This window comes from Oscillibacter sp. KLE 1728, assembly GCF_934833455.1.
In the GTDB taxonomy this organism is placed as follows: Bacteria; Bacillota; Clostridia; order Oscillospirales; family Oscillospiraceae; genus Oscillibacter; species Oscillibacter welbionis.
Map to the genome: position 1 here is coordinate 1 of NZ_CAKVVF010000046.1, position 14,270 is coordinate 14,270.

The 14,270-nt window shown below is 63.7% G+C and carries 15 protein-coding genes and 1 other annotated feature; of the genes, 8 read left to right on the plus strand and 7 right to left on the minus strand.

Features of this window, described 5'->3' with window-relative positions:
* Together QVE23_RS06820 and trxA are read right to left on the minus strand one after the other, a co-directional pair.
* On the minus strand, positions 1-108 hold a 108-nt coding region (locus QVE23_RS06820), incomplete at its 3' end, for an FAD-dependent oxidoreductase (protein WP_287967818.1).
* 13 nt (positions 109-121) lie between these two features.
* The gene (trxA, locus tag QVE23_RS06825; protein WP_025543938.1) at positions 122-445 is read right to left on the minus strand and encodes a thioredoxin; all 324 of its coding nucleotides are present in this window, start codon (positions 443-445) and stop codon (positions 122-124) included.
* A 160-nt stretch (positions 446-605) separates the two neighbouring features.
* Here trxA and QVE23_RS06830 point away from each other — a divergent pair, with 160 nt between their 5' ends.
* The gene (locus tag QVE23_RS06830; RefSeq protein ID WP_021747648.1) at positions 606-1,262 is read left to right on the plus strand and encodes a Crp/Fnr family transcriptional regulator; all 657 of its coding nucleotides are present in this window, start codon (positions 606-608) and stop codon (positions 1,260-1,262) included.
* 19 nt (positions 1,263-1,281) lie between these two features.
* Here QVE23_RS06830 and QVE23_RS06835 read toward each other — a convergent pair whose 3' ends face one another.
* Both QVE23_RS06835 and QVE23_RS06840 read right to left on the minus strand, forming a co-directional pair.
* Positions 1,282-1,857, minus strand: a complete 576-nt coding sequence (locus QVE23_RS06835; protein WP_119311436.1) for a 4Fe-4S binding protein — start codon at positions 1,855-1,857, stop codon at positions 1,282-1,284.
* Positions 1,854-2,063 (minus strand): ATP-binding protein, encoded by a 210-nt coding sequence (locus QVE23_RS06840; protein WP_025543941.1) that lies wholly within the window; start codon positions 2,061-2,063, stop codon positions 1,854-1,856. The genes QVE23_RS06835 and QVE23_RS06840 overlap by 4 nt, the downstream gene beginning before the upstream one ends.
* 258 nt (positions 2,064-2,321) lie before the next feature.
* Here QVE23_RS06840 and QVE23_RS06845 point away from each other — a divergent pair, with 258 nt between their 5' ends.
* From QVE23_RS06845 to QVE23_RS06860, 4 genes are all read left to right on the plus strand, one after another.
* The gene (locus QVE23_RS06845) at positions 2,322-2,729 is read left to right on the plus strand and encodes an SGNH/GDSL hydrolase family protein (RefSeq protein ID WP_276895912.1); all 408 of its coding nucleotides are present in this window, start codon (positions 2,322-2,324) and stop codon (positions 2,727-2,729) included.
* A 205-nt stretch (positions 2,730-2,934) separates the two neighbouring features.
* Positions 2,935-3,507, plus strand: a complete 573-nt coding sequence (locus QVE23_RS06850) for an SGNH/GDSL hydrolase family protein (protein ID WP_036629443.1) — start codon at positions 2,935-2,937, stop codon at positions 3,505-3,507.
* Positions 3,504-3,914 (plus strand): peptide deformylase, encoded by a 411-nt coding sequence (locus QVE23_RS06855; RefSeq protein ID WP_119311435.1) that lies wholly within the window; start codon positions 3,504-3,506, stop codon positions 3,912-3,914. The genes QVE23_RS06850 and QVE23_RS06855 overlap by 4 nt, the downstream gene beginning before the upstream one ends.
* A gap of 16 nt (positions 3,915-3,930) precedes the next feature.
* Positions 3,931-4,389 (plus strand): metallophosphoesterase family protein, encoded by a 459-nt coding sequence (locus QVE23_RS06860; RefSeq protein ID WP_021747642.1) that lies wholly within the window; start codon positions 3,931-3,933, stop codon positions 4,387-4,389.
* A 468-nt stretch (positions 4,390-4,857) separates the two neighbouring features.
* On the opposite strand, the gene QVE23_RS06865 is transcribed toward QVE23_RS06860, so the two are convergent.
* The 3 genes from QVE23_RS06865 to QVE23_RS10940 form a co-directional block, all read right to left on the minus strand.
* Entirely contained in the window at positions 4,858-7,902 is a 3,045-nt protein-coding gene (locus QVE23_RS06865; RefSeq protein WP_287967813.1) for a restriction endonuclease, read from the minus strand.
* A 92-nt stretch (positions 7,903-7,994) separates the two neighbouring features.
* Complete coding sequence (locus tag QVE23_RS06870) at positions 7,995-9,953, minus strand: site-specific DNA-methyltransferase (protein ID WP_287967814.1); 1,959 nt, start codon at positions 9,951-9,953, stop codon at positions 7,995-7,997.
* A 17-nt stretch (positions 9,954-9,970) separates the two neighbouring features.
* Positions 9,971-10,663 (minus strand): hypothetical protein, encoded by a 693-nt coding sequence (locus QVE23_RS10940; protein WP_353847673.1) that lies wholly within the window; start codon positions 10,661-10,663, stop codon positions 9,971-9,973.
* Positions 10,664-10,752: 89 nt separating this feature from the next.
* Here QVE23_RS10940 and QVE23_RS06875 point away from each other — a divergent pair, with 89 nt between their 5' ends.
* The 3 genes from QVE23_RS06875 to QVE23_RS06885 form a co-directional block, all read left to right on the plus strand.
* The gene (locus tag QVE23_RS06875; protein WP_021747638.1) at positions 10,753-10,932 is read left to right on the plus strand and encodes a 5-formyltetrahydrofolate cyclo-ligase family protein; all 180 of its coding nucleotides are present in this window, start codon (positions 10,753-10,755) and stop codon (positions 10,930-10,932) included.
* Between the two features lie 263 nt (positions 10,933-11,195).
* Positions 11,196-11,459 (plus strand) — a binding site (T-box leader).
* Between the two features lie 78 nt (positions 11,460-11,537).
* Positions 11,538-13,205, plus strand: a complete 1,668-nt coding sequence (locus QVE23_RS06880; RefSeq protein WP_119311430.1) for a 2-isopropylmalate synthase — start codon at positions 11,538-11,540, stop codon at positions 13,203-13,205.
* A 52-nt stretch (positions 13,206-13,257) separates the two neighbouring features.
* A partial coding sequence (locus tag QVE23_RS06885) for a 3-isopropylmalate dehydratase large subunit (protein WP_502919076.1) occupies positions 13,258-14,270 on the plus strand: 1,013 nt, incomplete at its 3' end.

Below are 14,270 nucleotides of genomic sequence, written 5' to 3' on the forward strand. Positions count from 1 at the left end.
CTCCAGCACCAGTGTATCCAGCCCGGCCCTGGCTGCATAGAGCGCCGCCGTATAGCCGCCCGGCCCGCCGCCCACCACGATCATGTCGTAGACACGAGTTTCGCCCATGGATTCCGCCTCCTTACTTCGCCATAGCCTCCTGGATGAACTGGTCGATGGCCGCTTTGGACCCGGGGTTGACGATAGAGTCCACGGCTTTCCCGTCCCGATACAGGACCAGCGTAGGAATGACCTCGATCTGCGCCGCCTCGGCCAGCGCGGCCTCCTCGTCGATGTTTACCTTCGCCACGGTGAGACGGTCGCCGTATTCGTCCGCGATCTTCTCATACGCGGGCCCGATCCGGCGGCAGTAGCCGCACCAGGGAGCCCAGAAATCCACCAGGATGGGCTTGCCGCCCTCTGCCATCTGCTGGAATTGTTCCTTGTTTAGATTGATAGCCGCCATGCTGGTCAGCTCCTTTCCTTGGTTTGGTCCTAGTATAACCGAAAGCCCGCGATTTTTCTGTGACGACATCACCCAAAACACGGGATTTTCCGAAAAGCGGGCCGGTTGACAGCAAAGCTCCTGTCAACTATACTGAGAACACGATGAGGAGGGACACGGAATGACCTTTCAGGACTATTTTCCCATCTGGAACAAGCTCCAAACAGACCAGCAGGACCGGATCCGCAGCAATCTGAATTTCCGAACCGTGAAGAAGGGGACGATCCTGCACAACGGGGACATGGACTGCACCGGACTCCTCCTGGTGAAGGCGGGGCAGCTCCGGGCCTATATCCTCTCTGACGAGGGGCGGGAGATCACCATTTACCGCCTGTTCGACCGGGATCTGTGCCTGTTCTCTGCGTCCTGCATCATGCGCTCCATCCAGTTTGAGGTCACCATCCAGGCGGAGAAGGACACGGACCTCTGGGTCATTCCCGCGGAGGTCTACCAGGACATCATGGAGACGTCGGCGCCTGTGGCCAACTACACCAACGAGCTGATGGCCAGCCGGTTCTCCGAGGTCATGTGGCTGATGGAGCAGGTCATGTGGAAGAGCCTGGACAAGCGGGTGGCGGCCTTTCTGCTGGAGGAGGCTTCCATCGAGGGGAGCAGCGTGCTGAAGATCACCCATGAGGCCATTGCCAATCACCTGGGCACCCACCGGGAGGTGATTACCAGGATGCTGCGCTATTTTCAGAGCGAGGGCATGGTGCGGCTCTCCCGGGGCATGGTCCGGCTCCTTGATGAGGACAGGCTGCGGCAGTTGCAGGATTGAGCCGCGTGATACGGCACGGTCATGTGCGGCTGTTCCTTGCTTTGCAGATCAGCTGTGTCATGGTGCCCATGGGGCAGTAGACACACCAGCTGCGGGGCTTGAACAGCACCATGGTGATTAGCCCCAAGACTGTGGATGTGAGCATGACGCCGTAGAAGCCGAAGGCGAACTGCGCCACGCCGGGATGGAAAAGGGTGCCGTGGTAGGCCCAGTTCCAGGGCAGCTTGAAGGTCCACAGCAGGGTGACCGCCTGCCCCAGATCCCGCACACCGGCGAACACCAAATAGGTGTTCCACAGCATCAGAAAGAACATGGCGAAGAAAAAGGCGAGAAATCCGTATCGGAACGCCTTGCTTTTCATCCATTTGGGGATGTCTTTCCTGCGGGACAGCCCGAAGCGCCCGCCCAGCAGCCCAAACAGCTGGCCCCGGCCGCAGTAGCGGTTGCAGTAGCTCTTGGTCCCGCTGACCACGGAGATGATGAGGGGGATGAAGAAGCACAGCAGGCCCAGCCAGGCAAACAGAATGTTGAAAAATCCCAGCAGGAGGTACAGGAGCGAAGCGATCCACAGATAGTCGTACCAGTGCTTCTTCATGCCTCTACCTCCCGGATTTTGATGACGCTGGCCGGACACTCCCTGGCGCACTTGCCGCAGCCCACGCATTTGTCCTGCCGGACCTGGGCCATAACGCCCCGCACGATCTCAATGGCCTGCAGGGGACAGACCTTCACACAGCAGCCGCAGGCCACACAGGCTGACGGGTCCACCACGGCTCTGCGCCGCTTTTTCACGGAATTCATAGCATGCCTCCCTAAATTGAGTGGGTTCATCATACCGCAAATCTATGAATCGCACCGTGATGAAATCACAAATGCCGCAGGCAGAATAGCACCGCACGCACCGGCCTAAACGGGATGCGGGGAAGGTGAGGGCACGTCCGGGGCTTGTGCCTTGGAGGGACAGCTGTGAGGAAGGTCATCTGTTTCGCCGATTCCAGCACCTGGGGCTACGATCCCCGGTCCCGGCTGGGCGGGCGCTGTGCCCCGGGCAGCTGATGGGTGGACATCCTGGCGGCCGAAACCGGATGGGTGTTGGGCAACTGGGGCGCCAACGGCCGGGAGCTCCCCGACGCGGCACCTGACATTCCGGCGGACACCGACCTGCTGATCGTGATGCTGGGCACCAATGACCTTTTGCAGGGCCGCAGGCCCAAGGCCACGGCGGAGCGGATGGAGCGATTCCTGACCAGCCTGGAGCTGGCACGGGGGAAGCTCCCTCTGTTGGCGTTGCCGTCCCGGTCCCCGGGGGAATGGGTGCCGGGCCAAATGCTCATTGCCGCTTCCCGGACCTTCGCCGGGTGCTGCCGGACCCTTGCCGGGCGGTGGAACGTCTCCCCGGCCTATGACGGTGTGCCACTTCGCGGAGCAGGGGCACAGGGCCCTTGCCGCCGGGATTTCGCCCCATGAAACGCATCATTCCCCGGCACCGTGCGCCTGCTGGAGGGAACCATCAATGGGAGAACCGGTGCCGCCCAGAGCGGGCCGCTGCGGCTCCGGCGGGATATGGGGATATCAGCAAATCCGGCAGGGGGCTTATGGAGCGCTGCCCCGAGCATTGACGGCGGGAGCCTTTCGCGCAGACGCGCACGGAAACGAGACAAGGAGGAGCAACATGCGGATTCTGATGCTGGGCAACAGCCTCACCTCTGCCCAAGATATGCCGGACATTCTGGCGGAACTGACCGGGGCGGAAGTGGTCTGCCATACCCGGGGCGGGGCCCGGCTGTCCGAGCATCTGAACCCGAACACCCGGCTGGGCGCCCGAACGCAGGCGGCGCTTGCAAAGGAGCAGTGGGACTATGTGGTGCTGCAGGAAATGAGCCACGGCCCCATCACCGCTCCCGGGAGCTTTTTCGCCAGCGTGGAGCGGCTCTGCCGGCAGATCCGGGAGAACGGGGCCATCCCGGTGCTCTATGCCACCTGGGCCTATCAGAAGGGTGGGGCCCGGCTGTCGGCCAAGGGATGGGACTATGGCGGGATGGCCCGGAACCTGTCCGCGGCGTACCGCAGGGCGGCGGAGGAAAACCGCGCCCTGCTTGCCGACGTGGGGCGGCGGTTTTACCAGCTGCCCGGCACGCAGGACCTCTACGCCGCCGATGGCGTCCACCCCAGCGGGCAGGGGGCCCGCATTGCGGCGGAGACCATAGCGGCGGCGATTCAACGACACAAGGAGGACCCATCATGATTCGGGACATCTGCAAAGACCAGGCCTTCCTGGCCCAAAAGGCCGAGCCCGCCTCTCCGGAGGACCTGCCGGTGGCGGCGGATCTGCTGGAGACACTGGAAGTCCACAGGGACGGCTGCGTAGGTATGGCGGCCAACATGATCGGCGTGAACAAGCGCATCATCGCCTTCGACAACCAGGGCGGCTATATGGTCATGTTCAATCCGGAGATCGTGAAAAGGGCCGGCCCCTATGAGGCGGAGGAGGGGTGCCTGTCCCTCTCCGGCACCCGCAGAGCCCGGCGGTGGGAGTCCATCAAGGTCCGCTGGCAGAACGAAAAATTCCAGGAGCGGATCAAGACCTTCACCGGCTGGACGGCCCAGATTATCCAGCACGAGATCGACCACTGCGAGGGCATCATCATCTGAGGGGGAGGGGAAACCTATGAAACTTGCCATTCTCTCCGACACCCACGGCCTGCTGCGGCCGGAGGTCACGGAGCATCTAAAGACCGCCGACGCCATCCTCCATGGCGGAGATATCAACAGGCAGAGCATCGTGGATGAGCTGCGGCAGTATGCGCCGCTGTACATCGTCCGGGGCAACAACGACAAGGACTGGGCGGAGGCCATCCCGCACGATCTCACCGTTACCCTGGGCGGCGTGACCTTTTTCATGGTCCACAACAGAAAGGAGGTCCCGGCGGACCTGGCCGGTGTGGACGCGGTGGTGTTCGGCCACTCCCACAAGTACGTGCAGGAGGAGAAAGGCGGCGTCCTCTGGCTCAACCCGGGCTCCTGCGGCCCTCGGCGGTTCCATCAGGAGATCACCATGATGACGGCGGAGGCGGAGGATGGGAAGATCCGGGTGGAGAAGGTCATCATCCCCCACGGGACGGCGTGAGAACGGCGGGAAGACTGCTTCTCACCGGCGGTTCCGCCGTCTGCGGAGGCGGGGCGGCGCACCCCGGGCGGGGGAGGGGACAGGGCATTGACAACCGCCTGGCACAGGCAGTTCTGCCCTGAGATGGGGGCCGGCTTTGGCGGCGCACCGGGGATGCGGCGGCTCAAACAGACTCCGCCGGGCCGGAGTTCCGGAGCGTGCCGCTGCGGCGGCCCGCTTGCTGAAAGCCGGGGAACCGGCAGTGTATTCGAATTCTTGCAGACCTCACAGCTGCACACAAGCCGGCGCGGGCGGTAAAAAACTGGTTTTATGGCCCCCGGAGATGGGCCGACGCGGGGGGCGTGCCAAACCCCCCCGGCCAGCATTGGGGGCCCCCGGGGTGCGCCCCCCCCCCCCCCCCCCCCGCTTCTCTGTCCATAGCGGGGGGCCTTCCATACGCCGCCGTGCATACTGTGCGGCCCCGGGGCTTCAGCCCACGATGCGCAGGAGCTCATCCAAGTCACGGACGGCGCCGCACATCACCTCTCCGCCGCTGACCGCGGCGAAGTGTGCGCGGGCGCACTGGAGTTTCGCCGCCTCCACGCCCTGGGGCTGTGGGGCCTTGCCGCTGGTCTCTGCCACGAAATAGACGGGATCCCCTGCGCGGTCCCGGAGGGCGATGGCCCAGTCGGGCGTGTACCGCCCCACCGGAGTGGGAATGAAGAAGGACTTGGGAAGTCGGACATATAATCTGACCGCCTCGCTGGCCTCCAGCGCCTCGGCAAAGGCCCGTTCCCTGTCGGTGTCACAGATCACATAGTCTGAGATCGAATGGGCGGCGGGCACGGCGGTGCACCCCAGCCTGCCCCGGCGGACGGCATTGGTGAAGAGGGCGGCGTCATACGACGCGTCCAGCCGGTGGTATGTGATGTGCCGGACGACGGCGGCCGCCTTCTCCCGGTTGATGAGCCTGGAGGCCTGGAGGAGGAAATCCTCCGGATTCAGGCGGAACATGGCAAATGTCTCAGGGGCTATGCCCTGGAGAATGGCTGCCGCAGTGGTACGGGTCAGGCCGGTTTCCTCCACCAGCCTGCCCACTAGGTCATACCGTACACCGCCCGGCGCCGGGGGACCGGCGGCCTGCACACGGCTTTCCCTGCGGCGGAAGGCCCGGCCCTGAAGCAGCTGTTCCCGGGACTGCAGCTGCGTCGCCTGCTCGCCATACACCGTCCGGACAGAGACGGGGGTCACCTGTAGATGCGCGTCCAGTGCCTGGATGGCGTTCCCGATCAGCTCCCGGGTGTCAAAGGAGACGGTGTAGAAGGACTTGGGGCCGACCCGCGCCCAAAGGGAGCGGAACGCCTCGGTCTGCAGCTTCTCCGGGTCCGCCCGGGCGGTGACGTTGCCGCCGTGGGCGTTCTCCGCGGGGATGGCCCGGGGGGTATAGACGCCGGAGAGGACTTGCGCCACGGCGGCGCTGAGGTCCTGAAGGCTTCCGCCCAGCCGGACGGCACCTCGGTCCCGGTCCGCAAAGAAGCTGCCGGTGAGGACGCGGTCCTTCACATAGCCCTGTTTCCGGAGAGCGGCACAGATCTCATCTGCCAGCTCCCGCGTCACCCGGACCCGTGCCCCGGTGGTGCCAGTGAGGAGCCTGCCGGCAAACAGGCCCGGCTCCACCGTCCGGGGGCGGCCGGCAAGGGACGCCGCCAGCCCCTGCTGCAGGGCCTCCGCGAATCTGCCGAACTCCATATCGGTGATGAGCGTCAGCTTGTTCAGCTCCTGCACCGCCCCGCCCAGGACGCTTTCGTCCATGCGTTCGCCCTCCTGATTGACACACAGGCGCAGACCGCGGCCGATCTCCTGGCGGCTGCGGATCTCCGACTCCGTCTGGGGCTTCAGCATACAGATCTGGAACACATTGGGGTTGTCCCACCCCTCCCGGAGGGCGGAGTGAGAGAAGAGGAACCGCACAGGTTCATCCAGGCTGAGCAGCCGCTCCTTGTCCCGCATGATCAGGTCATAGGCGTCCGCGTCGAAGGAGGTTCGGCTCTTGCGGTCGATCTTTCCCTCCACAAAGCGGGCCTGGCGGCCCTTCCGCCGGTCTACGGAGAAGTAGCCCTGGTGGGTCTCGCGGGCATCGATGCCGTCCAGATAGGCCCGGTACGCCGGGTCGTCGATCTCTCGCCGGAACGCCTCCGCCACGGCGACGTACTCCTCCTCAAACATTTTGGCGTACTCGCCGCTGCGGCCGCTGCCGCTGTCCCCGTCGTACAGGCGGTATTTGGACACCTCGTCGATGAAGAAGAGGGACAGCACTTTCACTCCCCTGGAATACAGCTCCCGTTCCCGGCGGAGGTGGGTGCGGATGGTCTCCCGAATCTGCACCCGGCGCTGGAGAGCTGTCCGCTCCTCGCCGCCGCTGAACTGACCGGCATATAGCTTCAGGCCGTTGAGAAAGGTCACCGAGCTGTCCCGACCGTCGATCTCTGCCACCACATAGCGGTCGGCGTATTCGGCCAGGCCGTTGGACGCCGCGAACAGATCCGCCTTCCGGCGCAGCTGTTTCACCACCGTCCGAATGCCGGACGCCCCTTTGACCTCAAAACCGATCCGGGCGGCGGGGGCCCTGTCCCGGCTCAGGTCCACGCCCTCCAGATAGACAAAGCCGCCAGCGGCGGGGGAGGATGTGAAGGTCACCCCCAGGGCGGCGATCCGTTTCACCAGATGCCGGTTATAGGCGTCCAGGGCGTCCAGACGGTACACCATGTTGTACGCCTCCCGGTGGGTGGCGGAGTAGCGCAGGGTGAACAGGGCGTTGAACTTGCGCAGGCTCTCCCGAGTCTGGCGGCCCTCCACGCTCTGGGGCTCGTCAATGATGAGAATAGGCCGGGTGGCCGCGATGACGTCGATGGGGCGGCGGCCCCGGAAGCTGTCCGGCCGCTGGTCGATGATCCGCTGGTTCCTGCCCGAGTTGAACGCCTGCATGTTGATAATCATGACCTGAATGGCGCTGTCGGAGGCGAAGCGGTCCACCTGGGCGAGGCGGTCGGAGTTGTAGATGAAAAACCGCAGCCGCCTGCCGTACTCCCCGGCGAAGTGCTCCTGGGTCGTCTGCAGGGAACGGTAGACGCCCTCCCGGACGGCCACCGACGGAACCACGATGATGAACCGGCTCCAGCCGTAGCGGGCGTTTAGCTCGTAGATGGTTTTCACATAGGTATAGGTCTTGCCGGTGCCGGTCTCCATCTCCACGGACAGGTTGATCCCCGGCCCGGCCAGGGCCTTGGACAGAGGCAATCCGGCGCGCCACTGGACCGCGTGCAGATTTTTCAGGATCCGGGCGTCGGTCAGCTCCGGAGCCAGGGGTTGGTTGCACAGGCCGGTGCCGGTCCCTGCCAGGGACAGCGGCCTGTCGGCCGCGGCGCCCAGGCCCTGCCGGTGTGCCTGGGCGCACAGTGACTGACCGCGGAACACATCGCAGACCGCTGCGGCCGCCTCCGCCTGAAAGGGCTGGTGCTTGAATTGGAGCTTCATGAGGTCACCTCCTTATGTCCGGTGCGCTGGGGACACATCCGGGCAAGACGGGGAAAGTTTCTGCGGAATGGAACCAGGCGGACGGTCTGCACTCAGAGTACCTGGACGCGGGTGCCGGGGGACAGGCTTTTGAAGATCTCCGTCACGTTGATCTTGGCGGCGTCCGAGGCGAAGGCGCTGTCCCGGAAGACAGCCCACTGGGGGCGGGAAGCAGCTATGTCCCGGATGACCGTGTCCGGAACGCCAGCGTCAAAACAGGCCGCCAGGACGCCGCCGTCCACCCGGTGGACGGTGCAGCCGCCGACCACCCGGCTGGTGTGGGGCAGGTGGATGCCCAGGCCCTGGTCCAGCAGGCAGGCATAGAGCAGATCCAGGTCGGTGCGGTCCTCCCGGATATTGGACACCGTCTGCCCGATCAGCGGCTGGGATATCTCCTCCGGGGGATAGAGGACCTCCTTCCGGCAGCCCTCGTCCACCCGGAAGACCCGGAAGCCGATGTCCGGACAGGCACCGGGGAATTCGGTCCGGATCTGATCCCCGGCACGGCGGATGCGGGCTTTGCCGATCTCACAGATGGTCTGGAAGCCCGCCTGGGCGGCCTCGCTCTTCTCACCGCAGGGCTCGGGCAGCTGCACCATAATGAAGCTGCGGCGGCCGCCGTCCTCCGCGTTGAGGCGCATCACCGCGTGGGCGGTGGTGGCGGAGCCGGAGAAGAGGTCCAGGCATACGAAATCCTTCCCCGGAACAGAGCCGATCAGGGTCCTCAACAGGTCCACGGACTTTGGGTAGTCAAACAATTTCCGGCCGCCGAACAGCTTCCGCAGCTCCGCGTCTCCGTTGGGGATGTCGGGAATGACGTCCTTGAGCAGCGTCCTGCCGAAGTCCCTGATCTTGGTGTGGATCTCATACCCACCGGACGCTGTGGGGAGCACGATCAGATTATATGGCTCGTCCGCAATCTTCTGCCGGGACCACCGCCAGGCATGGTATTTGTGCACGCCGTCCCCATTTGCATGGGGCGGCAGCTCGACCCATCCGGGCGGCCTCTCCCCGATGGCGCCTGTGGAGATCTCCTGGGTCTGGGGCTGATAGAAGATGGAGAACACGAGGTTCGGCCGGGTCTCTTCGTTGAACTTGCGATTATGATTGTAGAGGGGATCGCCGACCGCAAAGGGGCCCAGCCGGTCCGTCCGAACGTCCCTGCGAAAGCCCTTGTACGCATCGGGCATCTTCTCCCTGGCGAAGCGGATGTCAATAGACAGGCTGCCGCACGCGTCGATGTCCCTGGCGTAGGCCAGGACGGACTCCCAGGTTTTGGCCGCGCCTCTGCCGGATATCTGGCGGCCCGTGATATTGGAGACCCACGCGAACTGGTTCAGGTAGTTGCTTTCGCCGAACACCTCGTCGCAGATCTTCTTCAGGTTCGCTGACTCATGGTCGTCGATGGAGATCAGGATGACGCCGTCCGGGGAGAGCAGGCTGCGGGCCAGCAGCAGTCTGGAAAAGAGCATGGAGCACCAGTCGGAGTGATACCTGCCGTCCGAAAACGTGTTTTTCCGCTGAAAGTTGATCTTCCCCTCCGCGTCCCGGTATCCGCTGGCACCGTGATATGCGCCGCGGTCCATCACAAAGGAATCCGGATAGATGAAATCGCTGCCGGTGTTGTAGGGCGGGTCCAGGTAGATCACCTTCACCGCGCCCAGATAACTCTCCTGGAGGATTTTCAGCACTTCCAGATTGTCTCCCTCGATGTAGAGGTTCCGGGTGGTGTCCCAATCCCGGCTGTCCGCCTTCACGGGGCGGAGGGTTCTGGAGGTGGGGCGGGCGGCCTCGGCCATGGCGGCCCGTTTGCCGACCCAGGTGAATTCGTAGCGATCCTCCCCCTCCGCCACGTCGGGGGCCAGCAGCTGCTTGAGGACCTCGAAGTTGACGGCCTTTTTCACCTTCCCGTCCGCGCCTCGCGTCTCCGTGACGGCGGCGGGAAACAGCGCGGCGATTTTTTCCACATTCCCCGCCGTCAGGCCGGGGGCTTCCAAGTCCAGATGGTCCATGTCTGCTTCCTCCCGTTTCATGCAGATGCGGGCGCTTCCACCGGATGCAGATGCCGGAGGCGCCCCGGCGCGCTCCGGTATCCATGGCTGCACCCCGTCCGGCGCCGCGATATGTCCAGTTTACCGCACAACCGGCAAAGAGACAAGCTGAAAATCGCCCGGCCCGGCGGGGCATTGTCGCATTTCCCTCCCGGCTGTATGATATCTCTCATAAGACCGGCAGAGAGGAGCGTGCACAATGGCCAAGGAAAATGGCGCATATACTTTTTTATAAGTTTTACCTCAGTGGGCGCCCCGGTGTTTTCTGCAAGGGTCCCATTTGTCTCCCAAACGAGACCCTTGCAGGGAGGGAACCTTCCTTGCTCAGGCCAGGGCTTGGATTGCATCGCAGAGCGCTTCATCAGAGACGCTGGCGACCAGCTCCTCATGGACCGCACGGCCCACAGCAGCAAAGACCCATAATCGGATTCCGTCACGGTTAGCCCGGGAACTTCGGCTTTCATCTTCTCGATATAATAGGCATCCTCATCACGCGTGATCTCGTTGTTCTTTTCCCGGATCTGGTCCATGCACTCCCGCAGAACCGTCTGAAGGTCCTCGGGCAGCTTGGCATAGTTGTCCTCATTATATAGCACGGTAGCGCAGTTTCCGACAGCCTCCGCGATTTCCACGATGTCCAGCCCCGGGATCACGGGGAACTGGGGCTCCATCGTGATAGGACCCCGCCCGGTCTGCAGGTCCGCATAGTTGACCTGACGCCCTCCACCCGGGTGCGCATCTGCGCCTCTCGTACCTTGGCGTGACCTGCTCCCCCGGCGGCGGGTATTACGACCGCTACCTGGAGTACTATCAGGGGCCCGCCATTCTGGTATGCCCCGACCGCCTGCTGCAGCCCCGCGTACCGGTGGGCCTCCATGACCGCCGGGTGCGCATAGTGGCCACGGAGACGCAGATCTGGCGGACAGGTGCGGCGCTGTGAGGTGCTGGGCATTTTTCAGGATGCAGGATACAACCGGCCCGCCCTCCCGGCTCCTGGGGAGTGGTCCGCTTCCGCAGCGGGGTCTTCCGGAGGGAGGCCGCCGCTTCAGGACGGCGGCAGCCGTCCTGATTTTTTCTTGCGGTTTTCACAAGAGACGGCGCGTTTCGCCAAGAGATGTCTGTCAAACCGTACCAAATCCGCTGTGAGGACAGATTTCCTCACTTGACGTCCTTCGGCGGAGCTGTTATACTCTTCCCATCTTCCAAAATGCGATGAAGGGGAAAAGGCGATCCCACGCCCCGTTTCAGAGAGCCGCCGGTCGGTGCAAGGCGGTACGGAGGGGACCGCGTCACTGGCCCTTGAGCAGCCGCGCTGAGAGGCATCGCCTTTAGGTGCGGACGGCCGCTGTCCGTTATCATGCAGACGCGATTCGCCCCCTCAGGAGGAGCCGATCGTACAGAGTGGCCGGGTCTCCCGGCAATGAGAGTGGTACCGCGGGTACAGCATTTTTTGCTCCCGTCTCTCAAAGACTGATGGTCTTTGGAGAGATGGGATTTTTTGTTGTCCTCCTTCCAAAGACAAGACCTTGGAAGGAGGACTTTGACATGATGGACGCGACGAAATATCAGATTGGCTACTATCCCCCGCCGGTGGAGCCGGGGCACGTGTACGAGTGGATGCAGAAGGACCATATCGAGACTGCCCCCGCCTGGTGCAGCGTGGACCTGCGGGACGGCAACCAGAGTCTGGTGGTGCCTATGAGCCTGGAGGAGAAGCTGGAGTTCTACGAGATACTGCTGAAGATCGGCTTCAAGGAGATCGAGGTGGGCTTCCCGGCGGCGTCGGAGACGGAGTATGAGTTCCTCCGCAAGCTGATCGACGAGGACCGCATCCCCCAGGACGTGACGATCCAGGTGCTGACCCAGTGCCGGGACCACATCATCCGCCGGACCTTTGAGGCGGTGAAGGGCGCCCCCCGGGCCATCATCCACTTCTACAACTCCACCAGCGAGGCCCAGCGGCGGGAGGTGTTCCACAAGTCCAGGGAGGAGATCAAGCAAATCGCCGTGGACGGTGCCAAGCTCATCAAGGAATTGAGCCGGGAGTACGAGGGCAATTTCCTCTTTGAGTACAGCCCGGAGAGCTTCACCGGCACAGAGCCGGAGTACGCCGTGGAAGTCTGCAACGCAGTGCTGGACGTGATGCAGCCCACGCCGGACCGTCCCATGATTATCAACCTGCCGGTGACGGTGGAGATGAGCATGCCCCACATCTACGCCAACCAGATCGAATGGTGCTCCAAGCATCTGAAGTACCGGGATGCCGTGGTTCTCTCCACCCATCCCCACAACGACCGGGGCTGCGGCGTGGCGGATGCGGAGCTGGCGGTACTGGCCGGTGCCCAGCGGGTGGAGTGCTGCCTCTTCGGCAACGGGGAGCGCACGGGCAACGTGGACGCCATCACCCTGGCCATGAACATGTACAGCCACGGAGTGGACCCGAAGCTGGACTTCTCCGATATGCCCGCTATCTGCGAGGTATACGAGCGGGTGACACGGATGCACGTCTATGAGCGCAGCCCCTACGCCGGCAGCCTGGTGTTCGCTGCCTTCTCCGGCAGCCACCAGGACGCCATCGCCAAGGGCATGACCTACCGGAAGGAGCACCACCAGCACCGGTGGGACTGCCCCTATATCCCCATCGACCCCCACGACATCAGCCGCACCTACGACGCGGACGTCATCCGCATCAACAGCCAGAGCGGCAAGGGCGGCATCGGCTTCCTGCTGCAGCAGAACTACGGCTATAACCCGCCGCCCCACATGCGGGAGCAGCTGGGCTACCGGGTCAAGGAGGTCAGCGACCACGACCACCGGGAACTCTCCGTCCAGGAGGTGCTGGAGGTGTTTGAGGACAACTACGTCAACAACGCGGCCCCGCTGAATGTCACTGCCGCCCACTACACACAGAACCAGGACGGGTCCATCTCCGCCAACCTGACTCTGCGCCGCGGCAGCCGGATGATCCAGTGCGGCGCCGCCGGAAACGGCCGCCTGGACGCGGTGGCCAATGCCATCGAGCAGGCAGCGGGCATGGACTTCACACTGATCCATTACAGCGAGCACGCACTGGACCCTGACACCGACAGCCGGGCCTGCAGCTACGTAGGGCTGAAGTGGCCAGATGGCAGAGAGACCTGGGGCTGCGGCACCCACACGGACATCATCGTGGCAGGCGTCCGGGCGCTGGTCAGTGCCATCAATAACCGGTAAACAGCGGGGGAGACCCCTGGACTTCATCACAGAGAACGGAGGCACAATACCCATGGGAATGACTATGACACAGAAAATCCTGGCTGCCCACTGCGGCCAGGAGCACGTCAAGGCGGGACAGCTGATCGAGGCGAACCTTGATATTGTCCTGGGCAACGACATCACCACTCCGGTGGCCATCAACGAGTTTGAAAAGGCGGGCTTTTGCGATGTTTTCGACAAGACCCGGGTGAACATCGTTCTGGATCACTTCGTCCCCAACAAGGACATCAAGAGCGCCCAGCAGTCCAAGCAGTGCCGGGAGTTCGCCTGCAGACACGGCATCGTCAACTTCTTCGACGTGGGCAAGATGGGCGTGGAGCACGCCCTCCTGCCGGAGCAGGGCATCGTCACCGCCGGAGACTGCATCATCGGCGCCGACAGCCACACCTGCACCTACGGCGCGGTGGGGGCCTTCTCCACCGGCGTGGGCTCCACGGATATGGCCGCCGGCATGGCCACCGGCAAGGCGTGGTTCAAGGTGCCCGCCGCCATCCGCGTGGAGCTGACCGGCAGTCTGCGGCGGCCTGTGTCCGGCAAGGACGTGATCTTGCACCTGATCGGACTCATCGGCGTCTCCGGCGCCCTCTACAAGAGCCTGGAGTTCATCGGCCCCGGCGTGCAGAGCCTGACTATGGAGGACCGGCTGTGCATCTGCAACATGGCTATCGAGGCCGGTGCCAAGAACGGCATCTTCCCGGTGGACGAGACCTGCGAGGCGTACCTGAAGGGCCGCAGCCGGCGGGAATGGAAGAAATACGAGGCAGATCCGGACGCAGAGTACGAGCGGACCATCACCATTGACCTGGACACCCTGGTGCCCACCGTCAGCTGGCCCCACCTGCCGGAGAACACCCACCCGGCCGCCGAGGGCGGGGACATCAAAATCGATCAGGTGGTCATCGGCTCCTGCACCAACGGCCGGATCGAGGACATGGAGGCCGCTTACAACATTTTGAAGGGCCGCCACATCGCCGACGGCGTCCGGGGCATCATCATTCCCGCCACCATGGAGGTGTACAGGAC

Excerpts from the sequence above, each read along its gene's own strand:
- trxA (WP_025543938.1), bottom strand. The coding sequence starts at position 445 with ATGGCGGCTATCAATCTAAACAAGGAACAATTCCAGCAGATGGCAGAG.
- QVE23_RS06830 (WP_021747648.1), top strand. The coding sequence starts at position 606 with ATGACCTTTCAGGACTATTTTCCCATCTGGAACAAGCTCCAAACAGAC.
- QVE23_RS06835 (WP_119311436.1), bottom strand. The coding sequence starts at position 1,857 with ATGAAGAAGCACTGGTACGACTATCTGTGGATCGCTTCGCTCCTGTAC.
- QVE23_RS06840 (WP_025543941.1), bottom strand. The coding sequence starts at position 2,063 with ATGAATTCCGTGAAAAAGCGGCGCAGAGCCGTGGTGGACCCGTCAGCC.
- QVE23_RS06850 (WP_036629443.1), top strand. The coding sequence starts at position 2,935 with ATGCGGATTCTGATGCTGGGCAACAGCCTCACCTCTGCCCAAGATATG.
- QVE23_RS06855 (WP_119311435.1), top strand. The coding sequence starts at position 3,504 with ATGATTCGGGACATCTGCAAAGACCAGGCCTTCCTGGCCCAAAAGGCC.
- QVE23_RS06860 (WP_021747642.1), top strand. The coding sequence starts at position 3,931 with ATGAAACTTGCCATTCTCTCCGACACCCACGGCCTGCTGCGGCCGGAG.
- QVE23_RS06865 (WP_287967813.1), bottom strand. The coding sequence starts at position 7,902 with ATGAAGCTCCAATTCAAGCACCAGCCCTTTCAGGCGGAGGCGGCCGCA.
- QVE23_RS06870 (WP_287967814.1), bottom strand. The coding sequence starts at position 9,953 with ATGGACCATCTGGACTTGGAAGCCCCCGGCCTGACGGCGGGGAATGTG.
- QVE23_RS10940 (WP_353847673.1), bottom strand. The coding sequence starts at position 10,663 with ATGGAGCCCCAGTTCCCCGTGATCCCGGGGCTGGACATCGTGGAAATC.
- QVE23_RS06880 (WP_119311430.1), top strand. The coding sequence starts at position 11,538 with ATGATGGACGCGACGAAATATCAGATTGGCTACTATCCCCCGCCGGTG.